This window comes from Streptomyces sp. NPDC092369 (assembly GCF_044755245.1).
Classification (GTDB): Bacteria; Actinomycetota; Actinomycetes; order Streptomycetales; family Streptomycetaceae; genus Streptomyces.
In genome coordinates this window covers 115502-141513 of record NZ_JBIVQP010000001.1, presented here as the reverse complement: position 1 = coordinate 141513, position 26012 = coordinate 115502, and the positions used below count along the sequence as shown (strand labels likewise).

Below are 26012 nucleotides of genomic sequence, written 5' to 3'. Positions count from 1 at the left end.
CTCTTGTTCACGTCGACATCAGGTGCGAATGGCATCAGCACCTGGTGGTATCAGCCACCACTGATATGAAAGTATCAGCCCATGCTGACATCAGTCGACACTGATCTGATCCGGGTTCTGGCCGATCCGCTCAGGCTCCGGATCGTGACCTTGCTCGCCGAAGAGACGCTGTGCACCACTCACCTGGTGGAGGAGACCGGTGCTCGGCAGACCAACCTCTCCAACCACATGAAGGTGCTGCGCGAAGCCGGCGTCGTCGAGACAGAGCCATGCGGCAGGTACACCTACTACCGGCTCAAGCCCGATGTACTCGCCTCACTCGCCGGCAAGTTCGCGGAGCTGGCCGAGTCCGCGCGCTCCGCCGCCGGGAACAAGAGGTCCTGTCCGTGACCCCTGCCGAAGCCGCCGAGGAGTCCGCGTCGGCCACTCCGGCGAGTGTGTCCATCGCGCCTGCCCCGGGTGCCACCCCGCCCCGCGCCCCGCTGGTCGCGCGTGCCGCCGCCGAACTCATAGGCACCGCGCTCCTGGTGGCCATCGTGGTCGGCTCCGGCATCCAGGCCACCCAACTGACCAAGGACGTCGGCCTGCAACTACTCGCCAACTCCACGGCCACCGTGTTCGGCCTCGGCATCCTGATCCTGCTGTTCGGTCCGGTCTCCGGCGCGCACTTCAATCCGGTCGTGACGCTGGCGGAGTGGTGGACCGCGCGACGTGGCGGCGCCGGCGTCACCATGCGTGAAGCAGCCGTGTACGTCCCGGTTCAGATGGCCGGCGCCATCGGCGGTGCGATTCTGGCGGACGCGATGTTCGGCCGGCCGCTGGTGAAGTGGTCGACCCACGACCGCTCCGCCGGACACCTGCTGCTTGGCGAGGTGGTCGCGACCGCCGGTCTGATCCTCCTGATCTTCGGTCTGGCCCGCACCGACCGCCTGCGGTTCGCGCCGGTTGCCGTCGCCTCGTACATCGGCGCCGCGTACTGGTTCACATCCTCCACGTCGTTCGCCAATCCGGCAGTGACCGTCGGCCGTGCCTTCACCGACACCTTCGCGGGTATCGCACCCGGGGCGGTCGCCGGTTTCGTCGGCATGCAGCTCGTCGGGGCAGCGGTTGGGCTGTCCCTCGTCGCACTCGTCTTCATACCCGGACGATCAGACGGCTGACCGGCATCGCGCGGTCGGTCGTGTGATCGGCGGAGGCCAAGCTGCTCGTTGGAGGCCGAGCTGCCCGTTGGAGGCCGAGCTGCTCGTTCGGCGCCGATGCGGGAGGGGTCTCACTTCAGGGTCTGGGCCGCGTACAGGACGCCGAGAGCAGTGGCGAGAGTGCCGAGCAGCAGCCGCAAGGCTCGATCGGGCAGGCGGGGTTGGAGACGGGCGCCAAGGTAGCCGCCGATCAGACCTCCGACCCCGCAGGCGAGCCCGAGCCGCCACTCAGGAGCGACATCCCCCGAAGTCACCAGCGAAAGCAGGGCATAAGCGGCGGCGCCGACAAGGGAGGTGGCGAAGGTGGCGGCGAGTGCGGCGGGAGCGACACGGGCAACGCGCAGGCCGCGTCCGGCGAGGATCGGCCCCAGAAGCGAGCCGCCGCCGATGCCGTAGATGCCGCTGACCACTCCGACCACCAGGGCGAGGCCGGTGAGCTTGCGCGGCGACAACTCTCCCACGGGGGACGGCTGATCACGGGCCGGTACGAGGGCGCGTAGGCACAGCCACAGACCGAGTGGCAGCAACAGGACGGCGATCAGGAGACGGAAGACGCCTGGACCGGGCAGGGCGAAGACACGGACGGTTGCGCCGAGGACGACTCCGGGCAACGTGCCCAGCACCAGACGCCGGGCAAGGTCGCCCCGCAGGGCGTTGTCGTGGCGGTAGCGCCATAGGGCGCCGGGTCCGGCAACGACGTTGAAAAGCAGATTAGTCGGGGTCACCGCAGGGTTGGGCACGCCGAAGACACTCAGTTGGAACGGAAGGAGGAAGACCGCACCGGATACGCCCACGGGAGCGGTCACAGTCGCGATCAGCAGGCCGATGACCAGTCCGCCCAGCAGTGTCCAGTCCACGAATGCTCCGTTTCCGCGGCGTCCTGTTGAGGATCTTCGAGAATCCCCAGGCCCGATCATGGTCCCTGCCGCGGTTCGTCCTCACGGGCGGTGCGGTGTGCCCGACGAACGGCGAGGTGGTGGGCACCGGGTACTGTCGCCGGGCAACGGTGGGAAGGGGGAATGCGCCAGTGAATCCGGCCATGGTCGGGCAGGCGATCGGGCTGTTCGCCGTCACCAACATCGACGACATCCTGATCTTGTCCCTGTTCTTCGCCCGGGGCGCCGGACACCCCGGCTCCGCCCGCCGGATCGTCATCGGCCAGTACCTCGGTTTCGCCGCGATCCTCGCCGTGGCCGTAACCGCCGCCTTCGGCGCGACCTTCCTGCCTGAGTCGGTCATCCCCTATCTGGGGCTGCTGCCGCTGGCACTCGGGCTGAAGGCGGCCTGGCAGGCGTGGAAGCAGCATGGTGACGAGGACGACGAACAGGAAGCGGCAGGTGACGGCCCCGCATCGCTGGAGGTCGCTGCGGTCACCTTCGCCAACGGCGGTGACAACATCGGCGTCTACGTCCCCGTGTTCGCCACCGCCGGCGTCGGCGGAATGAGCGTGTACGCCGTCGTCTTCCTGGTCCTGGTGGGCGTGTGGTGCTTCGCCGGCCGGTACTTCGCCACCCGTCCCATCGTTGCCAAGGCGCTCGGCCGGTGGGGCCACATCCTGTTGCCACTGGTCTTGATCGCCATCGGCCTGCTCATCCTCATCGAGGGCGGCGCCTTCGGCCTGTAGGACCGAGTGGCTTCGGCCTGTAGGACCGAGTGGGGAGTCTCGGCGGACCGGTCCGCAACGAGATGTTCATCATCCGCGCGACTCGGGACCCGTGCCGCCATGCAGGTCAGACCGCGGAAGGGCCGATGGTCAGCAACTGGCCCATCGCACCCAGCACCGACGGCTCGACCCGGTAGTAGACCCAGGTCCCACGCCGCTCGGAGGTGAGCAGTCCGGCCTCTTTCAGCTTCTTCAGGTGGTGGGAGACGGTCGGCTGGGAGACCCCGACGTCGGAGATGTCGCACACGCACGCCTCGCCGCCCTCGTGGGAGGCCACCAACGAGAAGAGCCGCAGCCGTACCGGATCGCCCAGCGCCTTGAACATCCGCGCCGCCGTCTCGGCCTCCTCGGACGTGAAGGGGCGCTCGGTCAGCGGAGGGCAGCAGGGCGCCACAGCCTCGGAGGCCTCGGGCTCCAACAGCGGCAGCACCTTCGTATTCGACATGCATCTATGTTGACACACGTCGAACCAAGCTGGCGAGGACCCCTTTGCCCCCACTGATTAGATAGATGTCTATGTTGACGACCGTCTAATCAGGTGCCATCCTGGCCGGGCAGGTCATCGACGAACGTCGAAACAAAGGGGAGTCCCGTGAACGCGCCCACCAACGACCATCTGCCCGTGGTGGTCATCGGAGCAGGCCCCGTCGGTCTGGCCGCAGCCGCTCATCTCGTCGAGCGCGGTATCGAGGCCCTGGTCCTGGAATCCGGACCGTCCGCCGCAACCGCCGTCCGGGACTGGTCGCACGTGCGGTTGTTTTCTCCCTGGGCGGAAGTCACGGACCCGGCCGCCGAGAAGCTCTTGGCCCCCACCGGCTGGACACGCCCGGACGGCGCCACCTACCCGACCGGGGGCGACTGGGCCGAGAAGTACCTTCAGCCGCTTGCCGATGTCCTCGGTGACAAGGTCCGCCACGGCACCACCGTGACCGGTGTCGCCCGTGCCGGCAGGGACCGTGTCGTCGACTCGGGCCGTGACGAGCAGCCCTTCACCGTCCACGTGCGGCTCGCCGACGGGCGCGAGGAGCGGATCGTCGCGCGCGCTGTCATCGACGCCTCCGGCACATGGTCAACTCCTGGCCCGCTGGGCGCCGATGGCCTGCCTGCCGGCGGTGAGAAGGCTGTCGCCGACCGCGTCTCCTACCGCGTTCCCGATCTCACCGACGCAGCCGTACGCGCCCGCTACGCGGGCAGGCGCACCGCTGTCGTCGGCTCGGGAGCCTCCGCCTTCACCGCCCTGGCCTCTCTCGGGGACCTGGCCAGGGAGGAGAACGGTACGCACGCGGTGTGGATTCTGCGCCGCGCTATCGGCGAGAACACGTACGGTGGTGGCGAGGCCGACCAACTGCCCGCCCGCGGCGCCCTGGGCCTGCGCGCACGGTCGGCCGTCGAGGACGGATACGCGAGCGCCGTCACCGGCTTCCGTACGCAGGCGGTCGAACTCGACAGCGACGGCCGCGTGATCCTGGTCGCCGACGACGGCCGAAGCCTGGACCCGGTGGACGAGGTGATCGTCCTGACCGGCTTCCGCCCCGACCTGTCGTTCCTCTCGGAGCTCCGCCTGGGCCTCGACGAGCGTCTTCAGGCGCCCACCGCCCTCGCCCCACTGATCGACCCGAACGTCCACTCGTGCGGCACCGTCTACCCGCACGGCGTGAACGAGCTCTCCCACCCGGAACGGGACGTCTACCTGGTCGGCATGAAGTCCTACGGCCGTGCCCCGACCTTCCTCGCGATGACCGGCTACGAACAGGTCCGCTCCGTCACCGCCGCCATCGCCGGAGACCGTGAAGCCGCCGAACGCGTGGAACTCACCCTCCCGGAAACCGGAGTCTGCGGCGGTGCGGGCCTGTTCGACGAACCGGGAGACACCGAGCAGTCAGGCGGCGGATGCTGTGCTGCTCCCACAACGCTCCAGATCGGCGCCAACGCCCCACGCTCCACTTCGGGCGGCTGCTGAACTCCCAATCCATACAAGGAGGTTCGCCCATGGCGTCTCGCGTACAGCTCGCCCTCCGCGTCCCCGATCTCGCCGAGTCCGTGGCCTTCTACTCGAAACTCTTCGGCACGGCACCGGCCAAACTCCGCGACGGCTACGCCAACTTCGCCATCGCTGATCCGCCGCTCAAACTGGTGCTCATCGAGGGTGCTTCAGGCGAGGCCACACGCATGGATCACCTCGGCGTCGAGGTCGACAGCACCGAAGCGGTCCTGACTGCCGCCACGCGCCTGAGCGAAGCCGGCCTGGTCACGGCCGAGGAGATCGACACCACCTGTTGCTACGCCCTCCAGGACAAGGTCTGGGCCCACGGTCCGGGCCAGGAACCCTGGGAGGTGTACGTGGTCAAGGCCGACGCCGATTCCCTCACCAAGCAACAGAGCAGCACCTGTTGCACACGTCCAGCCGAGACCGACATCCAGGAACCGGTCACCGGGGGCGGCTGTTGCTGATCCGCCGATGACCCATGCCCATTCCAGCGAGGCCGTGACCGGAACGGGGGACCGGTCACGGCCTCGTGCTGCCCTGCCCGCGCTGTGCGCCACCCAGATCACCAGCTGGGGAGTCGTCTACTACGCCTTCCCCGTCCTCAATCCGCAGATCACCACGGCTACGGGATGGTCCGCGACCGCCACAACCGGCGCCTTCTCCGGCGCGCTCCTCGTATCCGCCGTCGTCGGCATCTTCGTCGGCCGCGTCCTCGACCGCCGCGGACCGCGCGCGGTGATGACCTCCGGATCCGTCCTGGGCGTCGTCGCCATGCTGGCCATCGCCTACGCGCCCAACCTCTGGGTTTTCACCGCTGCTTGGCTGTTGGCCGGCGTCGCGATGGCCTCCACGTTCTACCAGCCCGCCTTCGCCGCCCTCACGCGCTGGTGGGGCGCGGACCGCGTGCGGGCCCTGACCGTGGTCACCCTCGCCGGCGGCCTGGCCTCCACGGTCTTCGCTCCACTGACAGCGACGCTCGCGGGTCACTTCGGCTGGCGCATCGCGTACGCGGTTCTCGCCGCGATCCTGGCGGTGGTCACCATTCCCGCTCACGCCCTGGCGCTACGAGCACCCTGGCCTCTTGCGTCCGCGCCACCCCCTCAACAGGGCCCCCACGGCGGCTCCGTGGCGCGCACCCGACCGTTCTTCATGCTCGCCACCGCGCTCACGCTGAACAGTTTCGCGATGTACGCGGTCGTCGTCGCCCTCGTACCTCTGCTGATGGAACGGGGTGCCAGTCCTACGGCTGCCGCGTGGGCCCTGGGACTGGGCGGCGCGGGACAGACGCTCGGCCGCACTCTGTACGCCACGCTCGCCCGCAGCACCGGTGTCACCACACGCACCTTCGCCCTGATGCTCGCGGGCGGAATCACCACCGCCACGTTTGCCATGGTGCCGGGTCCCTTCCCCCTGCTCGTCGGTATCGCGATCGCGGCCGGCATGGTGCGGGGCAACCTCACCCTCCTCCAAGCCACTGCCGTCACCGACCGCTGGGGGACTGCGCACTACGGCCGTCTGTCCGGACTGCTCGTAGCCCCCGCCACGGTCGCCTCCGCCCTCGCACCATTCGCCGGAGCCTCGTTGGCCGGACAACTCGGGGGCTACCCGGGCCTGTTCGTCCTCCTGGCTCTTGTCTCGGCAGCCGCAGCGGTCGTCGCTCTAGGAGGCACACCGCCTCGCCACCACGACGGCACGATCACGAGCGAATGGAGCTGACCCGTGACCGCGCTGTCCAGGACGCGTGTGCGCGGGCGACTTTGATCAGGGATATCAGCCGGTGGGCCGCTTGTCCTCGACGTGGACGACGTGGAGTTCGGTGCCATCGCGATGGCGCTTGGCACGTCCCAACATCCCGACGGCGATCTCCGACGGATCCTGGACCTCCTCGGGGCCGACATAGGTCAGGACGTCGTTGTGATGCCCGGTGACCACCCACCCCTCGGCATCCTTGAGGTCGATCACCCCGAAGTCCCCCGCCGACGATCCGACATGCACCGGGCCGAACTTCTTGAGGATGTCCGTGGCCTGTTCGGCGAGTTCTTCATCCGGAGTGGGCAGCACGACACAGGTGCCGTGCTCGAAGAGCACCCACGACTTGTGCGGGTCGGCGAGGAGCCGCTGCCAGACATCTATCAGTGTCTCGATGGTCACGGCGGTCATGATGCCGCAGAGCACTGACACACGGCGGTGTGCCCAGCTCGCACTCGTGGATCGACCACTGGCGGCAGTTGGGCCGACCACTGTCCGAACGCGCACAGACCGCTCCCGGTGCGGGCCGGTACGACGGCCTCTTCCTTCCACGGAGGACTGCGAGTCGCCGGCTGAGCGAGGCCGCCCCAGGCTGTCAGTAGTAGAGATCATCCAGTTCATCAACCATGCGGCGCAGCTCGGAGCGTCGTGGCCGTGACATACCGCGGATCACGGCTTCCAGAAAGTACCGAGCTTCGAAGGGGCTGCCACAGCACTCCCAGACGTCGCAGTTGGACTCGTCATCCTGAGTCCAGGAGTGCCGAGTTGGGCTACGCACGAACCGGCTCCAGATGAGAGCCGCTGACTCTGTGGCACCCGGCCACAGGTACTTGCGACTCAGCTCGATCCTGACGACCTCCGCGGCTGCCGCAGGGGACAAGCCGCTGAACACAGGGAGCGAGGCAGGGGGGCGGCGGTGAAGCCGTTGTTCAGCGCGAACACGCCCGGGCCGCTTACGCGGCATGAGCCTTTCGGGTGAGATCCATGGCCAAATCGTCCCACACACCATGTGCCGGAGGAACCGATCTGGGGCTCACCAAAAGAATCGACGCCTAGCCGATCATGGAAACGGCGTTGACGCTGAGTCGCCGAGTGCAACGCGGCGCTCAGCTTCTGGAAAAGCGAGCCGTGCTGGTTTCCCACGCGATCGACATGGCCGGTTCGCCTGTCGTCGGGTCCGTTGGGCAATTTTTCGTGTGGTTTTCACCCGGGGGAGTGGGGACACGTTTCGCTGTATGGGCTGTGATCGATGCAAGCGTTCAGCCAGTCGCTCCCCTTGCAGCAGCCGTGAGGATTCATGAACGAGACCGAGACCGAGACCGAGCTCATCGTTCCTTCCAAGCCAGGCGTGGCTTCGGGACGTCCGCGTCAACGGGCCGTACGAGTCCGGGCCGTGGGAGTCACCGCCGTGGCGCTGGCCGCCGTCGCACCGTTCGCGCTCTCCGGCTCGGCGTCGGCGCAGGCGGAATCCCGTGGGTCGGTGAGCCCTCAGTGGTCGACGCAGACCCTGGCCCCCGGTGTCCAGGTGCGCACAGGCACGATCCGCGATTCCACAGCCGCGCCCACGTGGACCGTCACCGTGCAGGCTCCGACGACCAGCCGTCTCACCGGTGCCGCGACCTGGGCCGAGGTGGGCCCGCGGTCCTGGGCCGATGAAACCGCCGGGCGGTTGCGCGCCGCTGGATTCGAGCCGCGGACCGAGACCGTTCGGTGGCCGAAGTACGCCGACACCCCGCACGGCACGATGGGCCTGCGCGTACGGGTGGGTTCCTACAGCGGCCGCGCCGCGGCGCAGGCTGTCGCGACCTCCGTCAAGGCGGCCGGGTTCCACGCCGTCGTCGAGTGGACCGGCTACGAGACCGAACAGCCGGCGGACGTGGAGAACATCCATGTCGCGGTCATCGATCCGCGGAAGTTCTCGGGCACCGTGGCGGGCACCCACGACGGCAACGTGGCCCAGCGCGAGACCACCTCGTCGGTGGCCGGAAAGCTCGGTTCGCTCGTCGGCGTCAACGCGGGCTTCTTCGTCACCTCCGACTCCGACGGCGTCCAGGGCACCCAGTCCGGGATCGCCGCGTACGACGGGCAGTTGGAGTCGATGGCCGTGGGATCCCGCGCGGCCCTGATCGTCGAAGACGGAGGGCGGCGCTTGCGGGTGGCGGACCTGACGTCGACCGTCACCGCCCGCTCGGGCGCGTCGAGTTACGCCGTTGAGGGCATCAACCGGGTCCCCGGCACCGTACGGGACTGCGGACGTCCCGGCCTTACGCCGAGTTCGCTGCCCTGGCAGGACGTCACCTGTCACACCAAGGACGACCTGGTGCGGTTCACCTCCGCCTTCGGCGCGAGCCTGCCCAGTGGCGCCGGCACCCAGGTGGTGCTCGACGCGACGGACCGTGTCGTCTCCACCGGCGCCCGGGGTGGCCGTGTCCCGGCCGGTGACACGGTCCTCCAGGGAATCGGCACCGCGGCGGACTGGCTGACCGAGCACGCCACGCTCGGGCAGCGAGTCCCGGTCACCGAGGTCGTACGGGACACCGATGGCCGTCGGGTCCGGCTCGGGCGGGGGGACAGCATCGTCAGCGCCGCGCCCACCCTGGTCGAGGACGGCCGGCTCAGCATCGACGCCGCAACCGAGGGCACGCTCGACCCGAGGGACCTCTCGTTCGGCTACGCCTGGTCCAACATCCGCCAACCGCGCACCATGGCGGGAATCGACGCGCGCGGCCGTCTCCTCCTGGTCACCGTCGACGGCCGCCTCACCGGCGGCAGCGAAGGCTTCACCTTGCAGGAGGGCGCCGAGTTCATGCGCTCGCTCGGCGCCGTCGAGGCCCTCAACCTGGACGGCGGCGGCTCGACGGCGATGGCGGTGAACGGCGAGCTCGTCAACGCCCCGTCGGACGCGACCGGTGAGCGCGCTGTCGGCGACACTCTCCAGGTCCTGCCGCAGCCACGTATCCGCTAGGGGCGGTACGGATGTCGAGAACCGGATGACGACTCCGTCCCAGGGGCAGAGGCGGCCACCGTGGTCGCCCGGCTCTCAGGAGGCCGTCATGACGAACAACAGAATCACCGAGATCCTCCAGCGCCCGCTGAGCCAGGAGTTGCTGGCCCGTGACCTGTGCCGCCTGGCATACGTGGCCAAGGACGGGACACCGCGCAACATCCCGATCGCCTTCGCCTGGAACGGCAGGGAGGTCGTGATGTGCACGTCGAAGAACGCTCCGAAGCTGTCCTCGCTCCGGCACAACCCGGCCGTCGCCATCACCATCGATACGGAGGTGCATCCGCCCAAGATCCTGCTCGTCCGCGGAACGGTCGAACTCGACGAGGTCGAGGGCATTCCCGAGGAGTACCTCGAGATGAACGGCTCCTACGGGATGACGGCCGAGCAGCGGGTCGAGTGGGAGGCCGAGGTCCGCTCGCTGTACGACGGCATGGTGCGCATCGTGATGACACCGACGTGGGCGAAGCTGATCGACTTCGAGACGACCTTGCCCAGCGCCGTCGAGGAACTCGTCCAGCAGCGTGCGGAGCGTCAGCAGCGCGGTGGCAACGGTGTGCGCTCCGACCAGCCGGGAACGTCGACGTCGTGACTCACTCCCGTCGGGCGATGGCGACCCGGCCCGAGTGCAGCGCCGTTCGGCCCCGCACGCTGGACTCCAGGCGACTCGCGATGGCCAGCAGGTCTTCGTCGGAGACGACCCGCAGCCCGTACTCGGCGAGGAGGGCCGCCATCTTCCGCGGCTTCCACAGCGAACGCCACGGCTCGCCCGCCGTGACCGAGTTGTTCAGGAGGCGCGCGACCAGTCGGCCCGCGGACGCCTTTGCCGACGGGCTCTGGTAGTTGAGGACGAGCGTGCTCCCGTGCGCCGAACGGTCCGCGAGGGCACGTACCGTGGCACGCACTTCGGAGCCTGTCAGGTAGGGGACGACCCCCTCCCACAGCCAGGTCGTAGGCGCGGACGCGTCGTGACCGGAGGCCTCGAGTGCGCTGCCGAGGTTGTCGGTTGCGAAATCGACAGGGGTGAAGTGCAGGGAACGGGCCGCGACGGCCGGTGCGCCCGCTTGGGCCAGGCGTTCCTGTTTGTCCAGCTGGGAGGCCGGGTGATCGATCTCCCATACGTCCGTGTCCGCGAGCTCGGGCAGTCGCCACGCACGCGAGTCCAAGCCGGCGCCGAGCACGACCAGTTGGGGAGTGCCATGGCTGCGCAGCGCGTCGTCGATCGCGACCGTGCGCGGCACGACGACCTCGGCGCAGGCCCGCACACCCTCGTAGGTCGCGCGTGCCTTCCAGCCCGTGGGGGGAGTGTCGGCGCGTACCTCGTCAACGGGGACCTGCTCGGGGGGCCGTAGCAGTCGAACCGCCACCGGGTCGGTGAACCGGCCCACCGCGAGCCTGCCGTCGGCTGCCGCCCGTCCCTGGCAGACCAGGATCGCCGTTCGGCTCGCCGTGCGCGCGGTGTCAGTCATGAGCGGTAGTCAATACCATCCTCGTGGGATGCAAGGAGCGCGCATGTTCTACGGGGCCGCCTGGCAGCGGTCGATGGGCAGGCGATGTACTCACCCCTATGGTCTTCACCCCAGAACCTGTCGTTCCGGACTGGCCGAACTGCGGTGACGGTGTCACCGGCGGGGACCGCGCCGGCTGCAACGGGCGCTCTGTCGCCCCGCATTCGGCCTGCCTGGCTCACCTCTCCGACGTCGACCGCGACGCTCACCTGGCGAGCCTCGACGCGGGCGATGACATCGACCACCGGGGTACCACCTTCACCGGCGCCCTGCTCGACCGACTGCTCAACGCCCTCAAGGACCCCGCCACGAACCACCCACGGCTCGGCGAGGTGCGCTTCGCGTCGGCCACGTTCGCCGACGACGCCGATTTCGGCTCGGCCGCATTCACCGGCGACGCCGATTTCGAGGCGGTCACCTTCGCCGGCGTCGCCCGTTTCAACTCGGCCTCTTTCGCCGGCCGCGCCTGGTTCAACCTGGCCACTTTCCACGGCGAGGCGCAGTTCGACTCGGTGAACTTCGCCGCTTACGCAGGGTTCGAGTCGGCCACCTTCGCCGGCCTCGCTCGGTTCCACTCGGCCACCGTCTCCAGCAATGCCGACTTCCTCCTGGCCACCTTCGCCGACGCCGCCGTGTTCATTTCGGCCACCCTCACCGGCGTCGGGTTCCGGGCAGTCACTTTCACCGGCGACGCCTGGTTCCACTCGGCCACGTTCACCGGTGACGCGAGGTTCGGGTCGGCCACCTTCACCGCCACCGCCCATTTCGGGTCGGCCACTTTCGCGGGCGCCGCCGATTTCGGAGGGGCCTCTTTCAGCGGCAAAGCCCGGTTCCACGAGGCGACCTTCGCCGGTGAAGCCCGCTTCGAGTCGGCCACCTTCGCTGAGGACGCCCGGTTCGACTCGGCCACCTTCTCCGGTTTCGCCTGGTTCGAAGCGACGAGCTTCACCGAGGACGTCGACCTCCGTGCGGCGGTGTTCGAGCAAGCGGGGGAGTTGGGGCCGCTGGTCTGCGGGAAGACGGTCCTGCTGTCGGGGGCGAGGTTCAGTGAGCCGGTGACGCTGTCGATCGCGGCCCGGCGCGTGGAGTGTCTCCGGACGCGCTGGGCATCGACCGCCACACTGCGGCTGCGTCATGCTGACGTCGACCTCGCGCACACCGTCTTCGAATACCCCCTGAGCGTCTCTGCCGAGCAAGCCCCCTTCCCCAACTCCCGCGGACATCGCGGTGCGGTCGTACCGGAGGATCACCTCGCTGACACCAACGGACCCGGAGTGCGGATCACTTCCCTGCGTGGGGTGGACGCCGCCCACCTTGTGCTCGCCGACATCGACCTGACCCAGTGCCTGTTCACCGGGACCGTCCATCTCGACCAGATCCGTCTGGAAGGCGACTGCACCTTCGCCACCGTCCCCGCCCGCACGCAGTGGCGACGGCTGCGCCCACAGTGGTTCACCCGGCGCCGGACCCTCGCCGAGGAACACCATTGGCGTTCCCGCCGGCCGACCGCCGCCGCGGGCTGGCAGCAGAGCGTCACCGACACCGGGCACGCCGATCACGTAGGGCCCGCGCAACTCGCCCCGGTCTACCGGGCGTTGCGCAAGGCGTTCGAGGACGGCAGGAACGAGCCGGACGCGGCGGACTTCTACTACGGCGAGATGGAGATGCGCCGTCACGACCAGCACCGGCCACGGGCCGAACGAGCTCTCCTCACCGCGTACTGGACGCTCTCGGGCTACGGGCTGCGCGCCACCCGTGCCATGGTGTGGCTGCTGCTCGCGATGGCCGGCACGCTGCTGGCGATGATGCTCTGGGGTCTGCCCGCCGACAGCTGGAAGCCGGCGACGGTCGCCACCGTGACCGGCCGGCAGGTTCGGCTGCCTGCCGAGAAGCCCGCCCCGGTCAACCCCACCAACGCCCTGCACGACCGGCTCACCACCGAGCGTTTCGAGAAGGGCCTGCGCGTGGTGGTCAACTCGGTGATCTTCCGCTCCTCCGACCAGGACCTCACCACCACCGGCACCTACGCCGAAATGGCCTCCCGCCTGACCGAACCCGTCCTGCTGGGCCTCGCCGCCCTCGCCGTCCGCGGACGCATCAAGCGGTAGGCGCAACCGGCCAGTGCACAGTCCGCACGGTGACCGTCGATGTGAAGGCCACCGTGCGGCGCTGAGTCCCGTTGGGCCTGTCAGCAGTAGAGGTTGGCGCCGGGAGTGACTCCGAGGATGGAGGTGATGCGGTTGTAGGCGTCGACGCGGCTTTGGACTTGGGCGGGGTTGCGGCCGTCGCATTCGAGGGAGCCGTTGATGGAGCGGATGGTCTGGCCGAAGCCGGCGCCGTTGATCATGGCGTTGTGGGGGGTCATGGTGCCGGGGCCGGTCTGGGTGTTCCAGTACCACAGGCCGGTCTTCCAGGCGACGGCGGAGTCGTTCTGGACCAGCCAGGGGTTGTTGAGGAGGTCGATGCCCAGGGCGTCGCCGGCTGCTTTGTAGTTGAAGTTCCAGGAGAGCTGGATGGGGCCGCGGCCGTAGTAGGCGGCTTGTCCGGCGGGGCAGCCGTAGGGCTGGCCGGCGTCGCAGTAGTGGGGGTAGTTGGCGGTGTTCTGCTCCACCACGTACACCAGCCCGCCGGTTTCGTGGCTGACGTTGGCGAGGAAGGCGGCTGCTTCTTGCTTCTTGGTGGTGTCGGAGCCGGTGTTGGCGAAGCCGGGGTAGGCGGAGAGGGCGGCGGTGAGGCCGCTGTAGCTGTAGAAGGAGTTGCGGCTGGGGAAGATCTGGTTGAACTGTGCTTCGCTCACCACGAAGCCGGTGGGGTTGGTGCCGCCGCCTCCGCCGGCGGGGGCGGTCCATTTCTGGTTCGCGGCGCCGGTGCAGGTCCAGATCTGCAGGCGGGTGGTGTTGGCGCTGTTGTTGCCGGTGACGTCGAGGCACTTGTTGGCTTGGGGGTTGACGATGTCGTTGGCGGAGCTGATGGCCCATTGCTGGGCGGCGGTGCCGTTGCAGTCGTAGAGCTGGACGGTGGTGCCGTCCGCGGTGCCGGCGGCGGTGACGTCGAGGCACTTGCCGAGGGCGCGGAGGGTGCCGTCGCCGGGGTTGGACCAGGTTTGTGCGGTGGTGCCGTTGCAGTCGTAGAGCTGGATGGCGGTGCCGTTGGCGGTGTTGGCGCCGGCGACGTCGACGCACTTGCCGGCCAGGCCGGTGATCCGGCCGTCCGCGGCATGGGCCGGTGTGACGCTGAACAACGTTGTCATCGCGGCGGTCAGGAGGAAGGTGAGGACGAGCCAGACCAGAGATCTGTGTCCGTGACGGACGCTCGCGAGGTGGGGAGTGAACACGAGAATGAGCTCCTGGGGGTGAGGGGACAAGCGGGGGTCTTGGGGTCGTGCAGAGGGCGAACCGAGGTGTCAGTTCAGGACGGTCTGCGTGACGACGATGTGACCGGCATCGGGATTGAGGACCCCGCCGAGGCGGCCGAACGCGCCGTCGGTCAGGTCGAGGCACTTGGGTTCCTGCGGGGTCTGGGCGAACGTGCCGCGGTCGTTGATCCGTACGGTCAGGGTGCGGCCGTTGGCGACATTGGTGACCAGAACGCGGGTGCCGAACGGCAGTTGGGGCTGCCGTGAGAGCGAGGTGGCCGCGGTGTCGGCGTTGTTGTCGAAGACCTCACCGCTGGCCGTCAGGGCGCCTGCGGGCTGCGGGCCGTAGTGCGTGGCCCAGCACTGCTCCTGGCCGCCCGAGGAGGCGGGGGCGTTCCACTTCTGGTTCGCCGCGCCCGTGCACGTCCAGATCTGGGCTCTGGCGCCGTTGGCCGACGAATTGTCGCTGACGTCCAGGCACTTGTTCGCCGCGGGATTGACGATGTCGTGGGCCGCTGTCACGGTCCACCGCTGGTTCGACCCGCCCGTGCACGTCCACAGCTGGAGTTTGGCGCCGTCGGCGGTCGAGTTGCCGGTGACGTCAAGGCACTTGCCCAGAGCGCGAATTGATCCGTCCGCATTGACGTCCCACTGCTGGGCGCCGGTTCCGTTGCAGTCGTAGAGCTGGACCGCGGTGCCGTCGGCGGAGCTCGCGCCGGCGACATCGAGGCACTTGTTCGCGAGACCGGTGATCTGTCCCGTGGCCGCCGCTGCCGGCACGGTGGCCAGCGTGGTGGCGAACAGGGTCAGCAGTGCACCGAGGGAGAGACTTCGCAGGACGAGAAGCAGAGAGGTACGACGAGCGGCCATAGGTGGGGTAGCTGCCTTTCGTGCCGGACTGCGCGCATGCCGGTTGGAGCCTCAACTGGCAGCGCACGAGCGGAACTTGACGCCCGTAACGTAAAGGTCTATACCAACCCCGTCAAGCGTTGAACATCACGATGGCCGACAGCGGCTCACACCGACGCCGAAGGCATAGAGGGCAAACGGCTCAGGAAGGGTCGTACTCGCCGCGGGGTGGCAGACCGGCCGCGCGGTAGATGTCGTCGACGATGCCCATGGTCACGACGGCGTCCCTGGCCGAAGTGAGCACCGGGCCGCCATCGAGGACCGCTGCGGCGAACGCGGCCAACTGGCAGGCGTAGCTGGACGGTTGCCTGGCCACCCGCTCGCGCCGAAGGGTGCGCCCGCCGGTGTCGCGTGGACCGCGGATCGTCATCCGGTGGTAGAGCTGCGGCATCAGGAAGTTGGTGACCGTCAGCTCGCCCTTCGAGCCGATCGCCCGGGCCCGGATCGACAACACGCGCCTTGACCACATGGATGCGCGCAGCCGCCCGGTCGCTCCGGCGGGAAAGGCGAGATCGGCCTGCATGGCGCGGTCGACCCGGTGGTCCCTTCGCAGGGTCAGCATGCGTGCGGCCGTCACCACCGGCGTCTCACCGCCGAGGAGCCGCGCCACGTGCACGGTGTAGCAACCCGCGTCCATGGTGGCGCCGCCTGCCAGACCATAGTCGTAGCGGATGTCGCTGAAGCGGGGGAGCGGGAAGCACACCTCCGCTTCGACATGGCGCAGTTCGCCCAGCTCCCCGCTCCGCACGATCTCCCGCATCCGCGCGGCCAGGGCGTGGTGACGGTAGTGGAAGGCCTCCATCACCACCAGGCCGGTGCGCGCGTGGGCGGCGTCAGCGGCATCGGCGACACGTTCGGCCTCGGCGCGGTTGGCGGTGAAGGGCTTCTCGCACAGGACGTGCTTGCCAGCGTCGATGGCTTTGAGCATCCATTCCGCGTGCAAGCCGTTCGGCAACGGCACGTAGACGGCGTCGATCTGCGGATCGGCAAGCAGGGCCTCGTAGTTGGCGTGCACCACGGGAACGTCGTGCTTCCGCGCGAAGGTCTCCGCACGTTTCCGGCTCCGGGCCGCGACAGCCGTCACGGTGACTCGGGGATTGCGGTTCGCCGGCTTGATCAGCGCGGTCGGCGCGATCGCTGCTGCTCCGAGGAGGCCGACACGGAGAGTGGTGGTCATGGGGTGAGTGTGGCGTACAGCGTGGGCCCGCACGGCGGCGGGCCCACGAGTCGCAGTGGACCGACGTGACCTGCGCGGTCCCTACGGTGTGATGCGCAGTGCGTCCACCATCCCCACCGAGGTACTGCGGTTGACGATACGGATGGTGTGCGTGCCCCGCGGCAGCCCGGCACGCTGCCAGACGGTCTGCTGCACCTGGCGCGCGCCGGTCACCCGCAGGTCGACCGTCGCTTGGAGGACGTCGTCCAGATACACGTCCACGGGTCCCATGTCCCCGTTGCGTTCGGAGAGGTAGGCGACTCCCGTCCCGGTGAACGTGTACTGGGCCACGGCGTTCACCGTCGTGCTGTGGTGGGTGTCGTCGTTGTAGTCGCCGTATCCGCGCCCGCTGGTGGCGTGCCAGTTGCTGTCGTAGGTCAACTGGGTGTTGTTCACCATGGGGTTGGGGGCCTGGGACATGCCCAGCGTGGAGCTGGTGCCGCTGAGGCTCTTCTCGCTCTGGTTCGCGGAGCCGGTGAGTCGTACGGGGGTGTAGGAGGACAGGGGCTTTGCGGTGCGCTCCACCACGTACACCACGCCGGAGGTCGTCGCGAGGTCGAACTCGGCCGCGCTGGTGGTGAGTACGATCGCGCCGTCGGAGACCCGGCGGACCCTGAGCTGCTGGGTGCCCCACGGGTTCACGACGCGCGTCGAGTTGCCGTACTGGCTCTTGATGCCGATGTACTTCACCTCGCCGGCCTCGCGCTCCGAACTGACGGTGAAGCCGCCCTTGGCCAGCAGGGTGAACCGTCCTACGAACGAGGAGTCGCTCGGCGGTGCGGGAAAGACCCGGATCTTGTCGTTGTAGGACTGCAGCAGCGACTCGTTGAGGGCCGTGAGATGCACGCCGAGGTACTCGAAGACGCCGTTGGTGTTGTCGGTCATGCCGTTGGGATACGTCTGGTACTTGCGGAGCATCGTCTTCATGCCCTGGTAGGCCTGGTCACCGAGTCCCAACCGGGCTGCCTGCACAGCGTCGTTGGCCCACACGTTGTCGTAGGGGAAGGGGCGGGCGTTGAAGGTGTTCACGGCCTTCTGCTGGTCAGGGAAGCCGATGCCGGTCCGGTCGTAGGGCCAGATGATCTCGCTGGCGACGTTCTCATCGTTGCGGGTCTGCGCGAGGGGCGGGGTGTGCGGAAGGTAGACGTCAGCGGTGGACGGATAGGCGATCAGGTTGTCCAGGATCCGCTGCCACTGCGGGCGCAGGTCGGCGTCCACTCCGAGGGACTGGGACGTGCGGATGGCGAGGGGGAACAGGGTGCGCACGGCCGCGAGGTCGGTGATCGCGTTCGGCACGTTCCAGTACGTCTCGTGCGCGTTAGACGTCGCCACGTAGTACTTGCCCGCCGCATCGACGGAGAGTTTCGCCGCGTAGAACTTCACGACGTCCCGCATGAAGGGGTAGACGGTGTCCCGCAGGTAGGCGGCGTCATTGGTGTACGCGTACTGGAGATACATGTTGTACGCGGCCTCGGTGCCCGTCGACCAGATGTTCTTGGTGTAGTCGCTGTTGACGGTGCCGCGGGCGTTGCCGTCCCAGCCCATGGTCTCCGGCACCCACAGTCCGTCGACGTTGTACCGGGTTCGCGTGTACGCCTTGAGCGCCGCCGCGTTGCGGCTGTAGAGCCGGTTGAAGCCGGCCAGCAGATCGGCGTGGTTGGAGGCGAGGAAGGAGTTGTACACATCGCGCTGGTTCCAGTACCAGTAGGCGTTGCTCCACTTGGTCTGGTCACCGGTCGCGCGGAAGACGCCGTTGATGAAGTGGAACGGGTTCGTCCCGTATCCGCCGGCGGCGATCATGTAGGTGCTCAGGTAGTAGACGTTCTCCAGGTAGTCCGCGTCGCCGGACAACCCTGAGTACTGGACGAACGACTTGCCCCAGAAGTCGTGCCACCAGGAGCGGAAGTCGCCCAGCGTCGCGCTGTAGCCACGGCTCTTGGCCGATGCCAGTGCGCGTTTGGCCTGGGCCACCGAGTCGTGGGAGGGCGCGTTGAGCCGGCTGCTCGCGGTGAACCAGACGGTGTAGCTGCTGGAGGGGGTGATCGTCAGCCGGACCGTGCGGCCGTCGACGACCCGCGCGGTGTAGGGCGTGCCTTCCACCGTCGCGGCCAGGGTGTAGCCGAAGTTCTGTGCGTCGGTCTGTCCGCGGCTGAGTCCGGCGCCCGTGGAGTCGGCGTAAGTCGCCACCGTCTTCCAGGTGTTGAGGTCGGGAACGTCCCCGCTGTTGCCCAGTTGGGAGGTGTCCCACAGGTTCAGGTCGAGGGTGACCGCGGAGACCCCCGAGCGTGAGTCCTCGACGTGGACGCCCATGACCTCGGAGTTCGGCGCGCCCATCACGGTCACCGTGCGGTTGCTGTCGTACTTGGTGGTCAACGTGCCGTCGTACAGCGACAGGCGTTGCTGGTAGGTGCTGTAGCCGCTCTCCAGGGCGGGGGAGGTGGAGAGGTTGAGCAACCCCGCGCCGAACGCCGTCTGTTGGGAGGTGTCCACTCCGGACACCTGCATGGTCAGCCCGTTGTTCTGCCACGCCATGGCCCCCGTGCGGCCGTTGCCCACGGTCAGCCCGTGGAGGGGGTTGGTGGTGGGCCGGTTGTAGACGAGGTCGTGCTTGGACAGGTAGGCGGCGCGGTCCACGTTCAGTTCTCCGGTGGCGGAGTTGAACGCGGCATCGGTCGGTGCCGCCACGGCGGGGGACGAGAGGCCGACGGTCGTCCCGGTCATGATGCAGACGGCTGCGAGTACGGCTCGCACGAGTCTGCGCTGTCTCATCGAATGCCCTCCCTGTTGGTCATGGGTCTTGAATGATCCGATGACTTGCGGCGGAACAGGCCGATGAGCCCGCAGACCTTCGATGCCCCAGAAGCTGCGCCAGGCAGGGATAAACTGTTGTCGACATGTCCGCGTCACTTGCAGTGAACATCGGATGTCTGGCTCGGTCAACACTCCTTGCGCGATCGGGTCGGCAGGGGTTGCCGCAGGATCCGTACATGCGGATTCCCGGGCCGGTGGGGGTCGGCCCGGGAGGCTCTCACTGAACGTACGTGTAGTGCGGACTGTCGTACTGAGGGCCGTTCTTCTCGTAGGTGAACCAGTACGTCAGGGTGGAGCCGGTGGAGATGGCGACGTTCTGCGTCCAGGTGCCGCCGTTGTTGGTCATGCGGAAGTTCTGCTGGCCGGCGCCGTTGATGAGGTAGTGCACATCGACGTAGGCCGCGGGCGTGGTCGGCTGGAAGGTGATCTGCGCCTGACTGGCGCTCAGGCGCGTCACACCGGCGGTGTAGTCCGGAGTCTGAGTGCTACCGCCGGTGGTGCCGCCCGTCGTCGTGCTGCCGGTGGTGCCGCCCGTCGTCGTGCCGCCGGTCGTGCTCCCGCCCGGACTCTTCTGGTAGACCGCGAACCAGTCGACGCTCATGGCGGCACCGGACGTGATGCTGCCCGCCTGGGCCGCCGAACTGCAGCCGCAGACCTTGTCGGGGTAGGAACCGGCGATCGCGAGGTCGAAGATGGCCATGAAGCCGTGGTCGATCGCGGCCTGCCAGGTGGGGACGGAGACCTGGTTCTCATTGACGGTAAAGGTCAGATTGCCGTCGAGGTAGAAGCGCAGCTGCTCCGCGGAGGTGTTGGTGCGGTCGATGATCGCGGAGTAGGTGTGGTAGGTGGTCTGGCAGCCCGCGCACGGCTGAAGATCGCTGGTGATGCCGTCGGGGTCGTGGCACTCGCCCGCCCACACTCCGCAGTGGAAGGTCGTGGAGTGCTTGCTCAGGGCGTTGACGTCCTCCATGATGTCGAACTCGCCGATGCTGGGCCAGTTGGTCGCGCCGACCGGTCGCGCGGCGCCGCCCATCGCCCAGAACGCCGGCCAATACCCCAGTCCGTTCTGCGGGTTGGGCTGCAGGATGGACGCGCTCATCTGGAGCTGTCCGCCGGCGGGGGCGGCGAAGTCGGTGCGCTGGGTCTCGATGCGCCCGGAGGTCCAGTGGCCGGACCCGTCCCGGATCGCGCGGATGACCAGGTGGCCCTGCCCGTCCTGGTACACGTTGTTGGTGGAGTCGGTGGCCGATTCGATTTCGCCCGTCCCCCAGTTGGGAGCTCCTCCGGCGTATCCGGTGCCCAGGTCGTACAGCCAGTTGGCCCGGTTCAGCGCGCTGCCGGACGCGCCGGTGAAGTCGTCCGAGAAGAGGGTGGTCCAGCCTGCGGGCGGAGCCGGTACGGCCGCCGAGGCGGTGCCGCCGGATCCGACCAGGCCTACGAGGGCGCCGATCACCAGCAGCAGTGCGCTGCCCAGGGTGAAGAGGACGGTTCTCTGGTTGCCTGCCGGCGTACTGGCCGGCGGTGAGGTGCTACTCATCGCATGGTTCTCCCTGTCGACGTTCTTGGAACGCGGGGACCAGCTGCCCGGAGAGCGGCTGGATGAGAGCGCTCTCAGGGCGTGTCGCATGCAGGAGTGTCCGGCGCGACCTTTCATGCGTCAATGGCTTCAACGTGATCGACTGAGGACGGGCGATCTGACGACGCTAGATGGAGCCTCCAAAAAGGTCCGAACCAAAGGCAGTTGAGCTGTGAACACTCCTCCGGCGAGCGCACGGACGCAGCCTCGCCGCCGCTGAGCTGTGGTTCTGCGATGAGGGCGACAGAACGGAACCTCACTCGCCACGAGTGCGGTTCTGGATGTCTGTCGCCGAACTCGCGCGCCGACTTCAGGAGTTGAAGGCCCCGAGCGCCGGCGCCGCGCGGGCCGGATGCGGCCGTCGGCCACCCGGGCAGTCCTGCCCGCACCGGGGGCGGCAGCCGCTCGCCTACTGGTGAGTGCGGATGCTCTCCACGGCGAGGTCGAGCAGGCGCTGTGCCTGGTCCTTGCCTGCGGAGTCCTTGGGTACGCGCCAGACGCTGCTCATCAGCATGAGGACGTCGTCCGGGTCAAGGCCCGGACGAATGGTGCCGTCCGCCTGTCCGGCCTCCAGCAATGTGCGGATGGCGCCGGTCACCGGGCCGTGGGACTCCCTGGTCACGGCGTCGTGGACGGTCGACGTCAGGGCGTCGCCGAGGCCCTGCTTGATGGTGATGTGCGCGGCCAGCCGCTCGAACCAGAGGCGCAGTGCCTGCAGGGGCGGTTCGGTGAGCAGCAACTCCGAAGCCCAGTCGACGAGTTTCTGCACTTCGGTGCGGAACACTTCGAGAACGAGTGCCTCGCGGTTGGGGAAGTGCCTGTAGAGGGTCCCCGGTCCGACACCGGCCCGCTTGGCAATGGAGTTCAAGGATGCGGAGTCGTCCTCGGTGAGCACCTCGCGAGCGACGTTGACGATCCGGATGCGGTTCAGCTGCGCGTCGCTTCGCTGGCCCATGACATCCCCCAATCTGTCGCCCGAACTTACAGCAGATTCAAACATGAGATATGCGGCGACTGTTAACCGGCGTGAACCGTGACTGCGACAAGTCGTCTCGCGGAAGTGGACGCCGCTGGGGCCGTCGCGCAGGGAGCCGGTGTGTACTCGGGCTCATCGACACCCCTGTTGAGGTGGCCAAATCCCCGAAGCGGAGAGCTCTCCATTTTCCCTTGACTAGCCGGAGAGCTCTCCGTTACGTTGTGTCCGTCGACGTGGGCGGCGCATGTCGCCGGTGTGCGGGTCGCCGTCGAAGGGATGGCGTTGTCGAAGTGCGTGCAGCCGCCCGCCCCTCATTCCTCCGGTCCTGGAATACGTCAGTGACCGGACGGGCGTAACTCCTGATTTCATTGATCACCTGAGGAGAGTCATGTCTGTTTTCGGCACCGTGCGGCCTGGCTACGAAACCGTGCGTGAGGCATTCGCCATCGGCCAGGAAGAAGACGAGGGTGACGCCCAACTGGCTGTGTACCGCGATGGCCGGCTCGTCGTCGATTTGTGGAGTGGATCCTGGTCGGGGGAGTCAGCGGTAATCCTCATGTCGTGCACGAAGGGCCTGATGGCCACCTGCGTGCACATGCTGGCACAGCAGGGACGGCTCGACATCGACGTCGCAGTTCAGGCGTACTGGCCGGAATTCTCTTCACCGGACGTCACTGTTCGCCATCTCCTGACGCATTCGGCCGGTCTGCCCGGGTTCGCCAAATCGACGGGCATCGACGCTCGGAAGATTCTGGACTGGGAAGCGTGCACGGACGTCCTCGCCGCGTCCGAGCCCCTGTGGAAGCCGGGCACGGCCTACCGTTATCACGCGCTGACCTTCGGCCACCTGGTCGGCGAGGTCATCCGGCGCGTCACCGGCCAGACGCCCGGTGAATTCTTCCGTTCCTCGGTGGCCGAGCCGCTCGGACTCGCGCTGTGGGTGGGCCTGCCGGCCGATGAGGAACACCGGGTTGCACCGATCTTCAGTACCAACCCGCTGCCCGGTGCCGACGAGACTCTCGCCCAGCTCGCCTCGTTGGGGATCGATGTCAACGAGCCGGTGCTGCGTACCGTGATGGAGGACCGCCAGGCCGGCGAAGGGGCCGAGTCGCTGTTCAACCGCCGGGAGGGGCATGCCGCCGAGATCCCGGCCGCCAATGGCATCGGCAACGCACGATCGCTTGCGCGCATGTACGCCGCGCTGATCGGCGAGGTGGACGGAGTCCGTCTCCTCGGTGCGGACCGGGTCGCGGTCGCCGCCACGCCCCAGACCGATGGCCTCCCCGCCGCGGGCGCGTTCGCCGCGATCCCCACTCCCCATCCCCTTCGTTTCTCCCTCGGCTACGAGGCACCCCGCCCCGGCAACCCGATGCTGGGCTCCACCAGTTTCGGGCACTCCGGCCTGGGGGGCAGGCTGGCGTTCGGTGACCCCGCGAGCGGCATCGCCGTCGGCTACACCTGCACGAACGGGTCGTGGAACGTCTACGAGGGGGCGGACCCGCGCTGGCTGCCTTGGCTGGCTGCCCTGGGCGACCTCTGACGGACGGGCGTGGACTCCGAGGGGCCGCCGAAGCCGCCCACGGGGTCGACACGGAAGCTTTCCTCTTGCGATACGGGCAGGGGGTGGCCGCGGTTGCGAAGAGGAGAGCTCTCCGTTACGGTCGGCACTAGACGGAGAGCTCTCCGTTTATCGCCTGGACGGCTTGGCCGACATGGCCTTCTCCCACGAAACGCCAGAGATCCGAGGACGCAACCCATGCAACTCGACAACTACCGCACCCTTGGCCGCTCCGGACTCCGCGTCAGCCCGATCACGCTCGGCACGATGGCCTTCGGCGACCCGGCCTGGGGGTCGGACGACAAGACGTCCGCCGACCTCATCAGGGCCTACCTGGAGGCCGGCGGCAACGTGATCGACACGGCCAACGGATACACCGAGGGCGCCTCCGAGCGAATCATCGGCGCCTATCTTGCCGCGCACTCGGATCTGCGGGACCGGGTGGTGATCTCCACGAAGTTCGCCCGTGGAATGTTCCCCGGTGACCCGAACGGCGGAGGAGCGGGACGTAAGGCGGTGATCCAGCAGGCGGAGGCGTCCCTGCGGCGTCTCCGTACCGACTACATCGACCTGTACTGGCAGCACTGCTGGGACCGGCACACACCGCTGGAGGAGACCCTCACCGCGCTCGACGACCTCGTCCGCAGCGGCAAGGTCCGCTATGTCGGCCTGTCCAACACCCCGGCATGGGCCGTCGCCCGCATGGCGACGATCGCGGAATACCGGCACCTGGCTCCCGTCGTCGCGCTGCAGGTCGAGTACTCCCTGGTCCGCCGCACCGTCGAGGGCGAACTCTTCGGCGCCGCCCGTGAGCTCGGCCTGGGTGTGCTCGCCTACAGTCCGCTGGCCAGCGGCGTGCTCTCCGGCAAGTACTCCCGTGAGGACCGCAACCCGCAGGACTCGGGACGGGGCGCCCTGGCGGAGGCCCAGCTCGGCGACCGGACCTTCGACATCATCGACGTCCTGCGCCGGGTGGCCGACGCCAGTGAGTGCAGCGTCGCCGCGGCCGCTCTCGCCTGGGTGAGGCAACGGCCGACACTGACCTCGACCATCCTGGGCGTCCGCTCGCTCAAGCAGCTTCAGGCCAACCTCGACTCACTGGCCGTGACGCTGCCGGACGAAGCGCTCCAGGAACTCGACAAAGTCAGCGCACCCGACCTCAACTACCCCTTCCCGTGGCTGGCCACGATCGCCACTCCGCTGCAACAGGGTGGAACCGAGATCAACGGCATCGGTGCGGCCGTGTACCGACGCAAGGTGAAGTAGCCGAAGGCGGGCCGGGTGCGGAGTGCGGCATCGGGTGACGCCGTTTCGCCACCGTCGCTTCGTGGGCGGTATCTGCGCGAGGGCGGCGGCCGCTCCGGTTCCGGGCTCCGGGTTTGCTAAGCGGAGAGCTCTCCGGTAGCTTGAATTAAACGGAGATCTCTCCGATTCGTTGAGAGCAGAAGGCAGGGATCATGGCAGAAGTACTGGTGACAGGCGGGTCCGGATACATAGGGAGCTGGTGCATCCTCGCACTGCTGGAGGCCGGACACTCGGTGCGCACCACGGTGCGCAACCTGTCCCGCGAACCCGAACTCCGGGCGATGCTCCAGCGCGGCGGCGCCGCCTCCGACGCGCCGCTGCAGGTGGTGGCCGCCGACCTCACCAAGGACGAGGGCTGGCCGGAGGCGGTACGGGGCTGCGACTTCGTCCTGCACGTCGCGTCACCCACCCTCACCAGCGTCCCGCAGTCCGACGACGACATGGTCAAGCCGGCCCGCGACGGAGTCCTGCGGGTCCTGCGCGCCGCCCGCGACGCAGGCGTCCGCCGTGTCGTCCTGACCTCCGCCATCGGGGCCATCGCCTACGGCCACCCCGACCGCGACACCCCCTTCACCGAGGACGACTGGACCAATGTCGACGACGCCGGCATCCAGCCCTACCAGAAGTCCAAGACCCTCGCCGAACGTGCCGCCTGGGACTTCATCAAGACCGAGGGCGCCGGCATGGAACTGGCCACCGTCAACCCCACCGGGGTTCTCGGCCCGGTCCTGGGGCCCGACTACTCCCCCTCTCTCGGCCTCATCCAGCGCATGCTCGAAGGCAAGATGCCCGTCTCGCTCAAATTCGCCTCCGGGTACGTCGACGTGCGCGACGTCGCCGACCTCCACCTGCGCGCCATGACCCACCCCGCTGCGGCGGGTGAACGCTTCATCGCCACCTCCGGACACAGCCTCTGGGTCCGTGACGTCGCCGCGATCCTCCGTGACCACCTCGGCGAACGCGCTCACAACGTACCCACCCGCGAAATGCCCGTCTGGGCCTCCCGGGGCATCTCCTTCGTCAACCCCGACATGCGGATGCTGCGCAAGCTCCTGGGCAAGAACCTCGACGCCACCTCCGCGAAGGCCCAACGCCTCCTCGACTGGCACCCCCGCCCCGTCGAAACCACCATCACGGAAACCGCCGAGAGCCTCCTCGGCCTGGACGCCACCCAGGCCGCCTGACCATCACCGGAC

Annotated in this window: 22 protein-coding genes; 12 read left to right on the top strand and 10 right to left on the bottom strand. The window is 68.2% G+C overall.

The window, feature by feature from the left end:
• Positions 1-81: 81 nt before the first annotated feature.
• Both ACIQI8_RS00650 and ACIQI8_RS00645 read left to right on the top strand, forming a co-directional pair.
• Positions 82-390 (top strand): ArsR/SmtB family transcription factor, encoded by a 309-nt coding sequence (locus ACIQI8_RS00650; RefSeq protein ID WP_402342843.1) that lies wholly within the window; start codon positions 82-84, stop codon positions 388-390.
• Positions 387-1160: an aquaporin gene (locus ACIQI8_RS00645; RefSeq protein ID WP_402342840.1), complete on the top strand. Its 774-nt coding sequence runs from the start codon at positions 387-389 to the stop codon at positions 1158-1160. The genes ACIQI8_RS00650 and ACIQI8_RS00645 overlap by 4 nt, the downstream gene beginning before the upstream one ends.
• Positions 1161-1270: 110 nt before the next feature.
• On the opposite strand, the gene ACIQI8_RS00640 is transcribed toward ACIQI8_RS00645, so the two are convergent.
• Positions 1271-2056: a sulfite exporter TauE/SafE family protein gene (locus ACIQI8_RS00640; protein WP_402342837.1), complete on the bottom strand. Its 786-nt coding sequence runs from the start codon at positions 2054-2056 to the stop codon at positions 1271-1273.
• 182 nt (positions 2057-2238) lie between these two features.
• On the opposite strand from ACIQI8_RS00640, the gene ACIQI8_RS00635 reads away from it, so the two are divergent.
• Complete coding sequence (locus ACIQI8_RS00635; RefSeq protein WP_402346599.1) at positions 2239-2823, top strand: cadmium resistance transporter; 585 nt, start codon at positions 2239-2241, stop codon at positions 2821-2823.
• Between the two features lie 106 nt (positions 2824-2929).
• Here the strand turns inward: ACIQI8_RS00635 and ACIQI8_RS00630 are convergent, their stop codons facing one another.
• Positions 2930-3307 carry an ArsR/SmtB family transcription factor gene (locus tag ACIQI8_RS00630; protein WP_402342835.1) on the bottom strand — a complete coding sequence of 126 codons (378 nt, stop codon included), beginning with the start codon at positions 3305-3307 and terminating at the stop codon, positions 2930-2932.
• Positions 3308-3454: 147 nt separating this feature from the next.
• On the opposite strand from ACIQI8_RS00630, the gene ACIQI8_RS00625 reads away from it, so the two are divergent.
• Genes ACIQI8_RS00625 through ACIQI8_RS00615 form a run of 3 tightly spaced genes read left to right on the top strand, consistent with a single transcriptional unit; the run spans position 3455 to position 6565 of the window.
• On the top strand, positions 3455-4822 hold the full coding sequence (locus tag ACIQI8_RS00625; protein WP_402342832.1) for an NAD(P)-binding domain-containing protein: 1368 nt from the start codon (positions 3455-3457) through the stop codon (positions 4820-4822).
• A 29-nt stretch (positions 4823-4851) separates the two neighbouring features.
• Complete coding sequence (locus tag ACIQI8_RS00620; protein WP_402342829.1) at positions 4852-5313, top strand: ArsI/CadI family heavy metal resistance metalloenzyme; 462 nt, start codon at positions 4852-4854, stop codon at positions 5311-5313.
• 7 nt (positions 5314-5320) lie between these two features.
• Entirely contained in the window at positions 5321-6565 is a 1245-nt protein-coding gene (locus tag ACIQI8_RS00615) for an MFS transporter (RefSeq protein WP_402342827.1), read from the top strand.
• A 54-nt stretch (positions 6566-6619) separates the two neighbouring features.
• On the opposite strand, the gene ACIQI8_RS00610 is transcribed toward ACIQI8_RS00615, so the two are convergent.
• A complete protein-coding gene (locus ACIQI8_RS00610; protein ID WP_402342824.1) occupies positions 6620-7009 on the bottom strand; it encodes a hypothetical protein in 390 nt (129 codons plus the stop codon).
• Between the two features lie 886 nt (positions 7010-7895).
• Here ACIQI8_RS00610 and ACIQI8_RS00605 point away from each other — a divergent pair.
• Both ACIQI8_RS00605 and ACIQI8_RS00600 read left to right on the top strand, forming a co-directional pair.
• The gene (locus ACIQI8_RS00605; protein ID WP_402342821.1) at positions 7896-9563 is read left to right on the top strand and encodes a phosphodiester glycosidase family protein; all 1668 of its coding nucleotides are present in this window, start codon (positions 7896-7898) and stop codon (positions 9561-9563) included.
• An 88-nt stretch (positions 9564-9651) separates the two neighbouring features.
• Entirely contained in the window at positions 9652-10194 is a 543-nt protein-coding gene (locus ACIQI8_RS00600; RefSeq protein WP_402342818.1) for a pyridoxamine 5'-phosphate oxidase family protein, read from the top strand.
• Between the two features lies 1 nt (position 10195).
• Here the strand turns inward: ACIQI8_RS00600 and ACIQI8_RS00595 are convergent, their stop codons facing one another.
• Positions 10196-11071: a class I SAM-dependent methyltransferase gene (locus ACIQI8_RS00595; protein ID WP_402342815.1), complete on the bottom strand. Its 876-nt coding sequence runs from the start codon at positions 11069-11071 to the stop codon at positions 10196-10198.
• Between the two features lie 98 nt (positions 11072-11169).
• On the opposite strand from ACIQI8_RS00595, the gene ACIQI8_RS00590 reads away from it, so the two are divergent.
• Complete coding sequence (locus tag ACIQI8_RS00590; RefSeq protein ID WP_402342812.1) at positions 11170-13218, top strand: pentapeptide repeat-containing protein; 2049 nt, start codon at positions 11170-11172, stop codon at positions 13216-13218.
• Between the two features lie 80 nt (positions 13219-13298).
• On the opposite strand, the gene ACIQI8_RS00585 is transcribed toward ACIQI8_RS00590, so the two are convergent.
• The 6 genes from ACIQI8_RS00585 to ACIQI8_RS00560 form a co-directional block, all read right to left on the bottom strand.
• Complete coding sequence (locus ACIQI8_RS00585) at positions 13299-14360, bottom strand: glycoside hydrolase family 19 protein (RefSeq protein ID WP_402346597.1); 1062 nt, start codon at positions 14358-14360, stop codon at positions 13299-13301.
• 153 nt (positions 14361-14513) lie between these two features.
• The gene (locus ACIQI8_RS00580) at positions 14514-15335 is read right to left on the bottom strand and encodes a lectin (protein ID WP_402342809.1); all 822 of its coding nucleotides are present in this window, start codon (positions 15333-15335) and stop codon (positions 14514-14516) included.
• 181 nt (positions 15336-15516) lie between these two features.
• Complete coding sequence (locus ACIQI8_RS00575; protein WP_402342806.1) at positions 15517-16551, bottom strand: Gfo/Idh/MocA family protein; 1035 nt, start codon at positions 16549-16551, stop codon at positions 15517-15519.
• A gap of 81 nt (positions 16552-16632) precedes the next feature.
• Positions 16633-19359, bottom strand: a complete 2727-nt coding sequence (locus tag ACIQI8_RS00570; protein WP_402342803.1) for a glycosyl hydrolase family 95 catalytic domain-containing protein — start codon at positions 19357-19359, stop codon at positions 16633-16635.
• A gap of 259 nt (positions 19360-19618) precedes the next feature.
• Positions 19619-20938 (bottom strand): glycoside hydrolase family 16 protein, encoded by a 1320-nt coding sequence (locus tag ACIQI8_RS00565; protein ID WP_402342800.1) that lies wholly within the window; start codon positions 20936-20938, stop codon positions 19619-19621.
• A gap of 448 nt (positions 20939-21386) precedes the next feature.
• A complete protein-coding gene (locus tag ACIQI8_RS00560) occupies positions 21387-21932 on the bottom strand; it encodes a TetR/AcrR family transcriptional regulator (protein ID WP_402342797.1) in 546 nt (181 codons plus the stop codon).
• 409 nt (positions 21933-22341) lie between these two features.
• Between ACIQI8_RS00560 and ACIQI8_RS00555 the strand changes: the two genes are divergently transcribed.
• From ACIQI8_RS00555 to ACIQI8_RS00545, 3 genes are all read left to right on the top strand, one after another.
• Entirely contained in the window at positions 22342-23493 is a 1152-nt protein-coding gene (locus tag ACIQI8_RS00555) for a serine hydrolase domain-containing protein (protein WP_402342794.1), read from the top strand.
• A gap of 216 nt (positions 23494-23709) precedes the next feature.
• Positions 23710-24777, top strand: a complete 1068-nt coding sequence (locus tag ACIQI8_RS00550; RefSeq protein ID WP_402342791.1) for an aldo/keto reductase — start codon at positions 23710-23712, stop codon at positions 24775-24777.
• 191 nt (positions 24778-24968) lie between these two features.
• Positions 24969-26000, top strand: a complete 1032-nt coding sequence (locus ACIQI8_RS00545; protein WP_402342788.1) for an SDR family oxidoreductase — start codon at positions 24969-24971, stop codon at positions 25998-26000.
• Positions 26001-26012 lie beyond the last annotated feature (12 nt).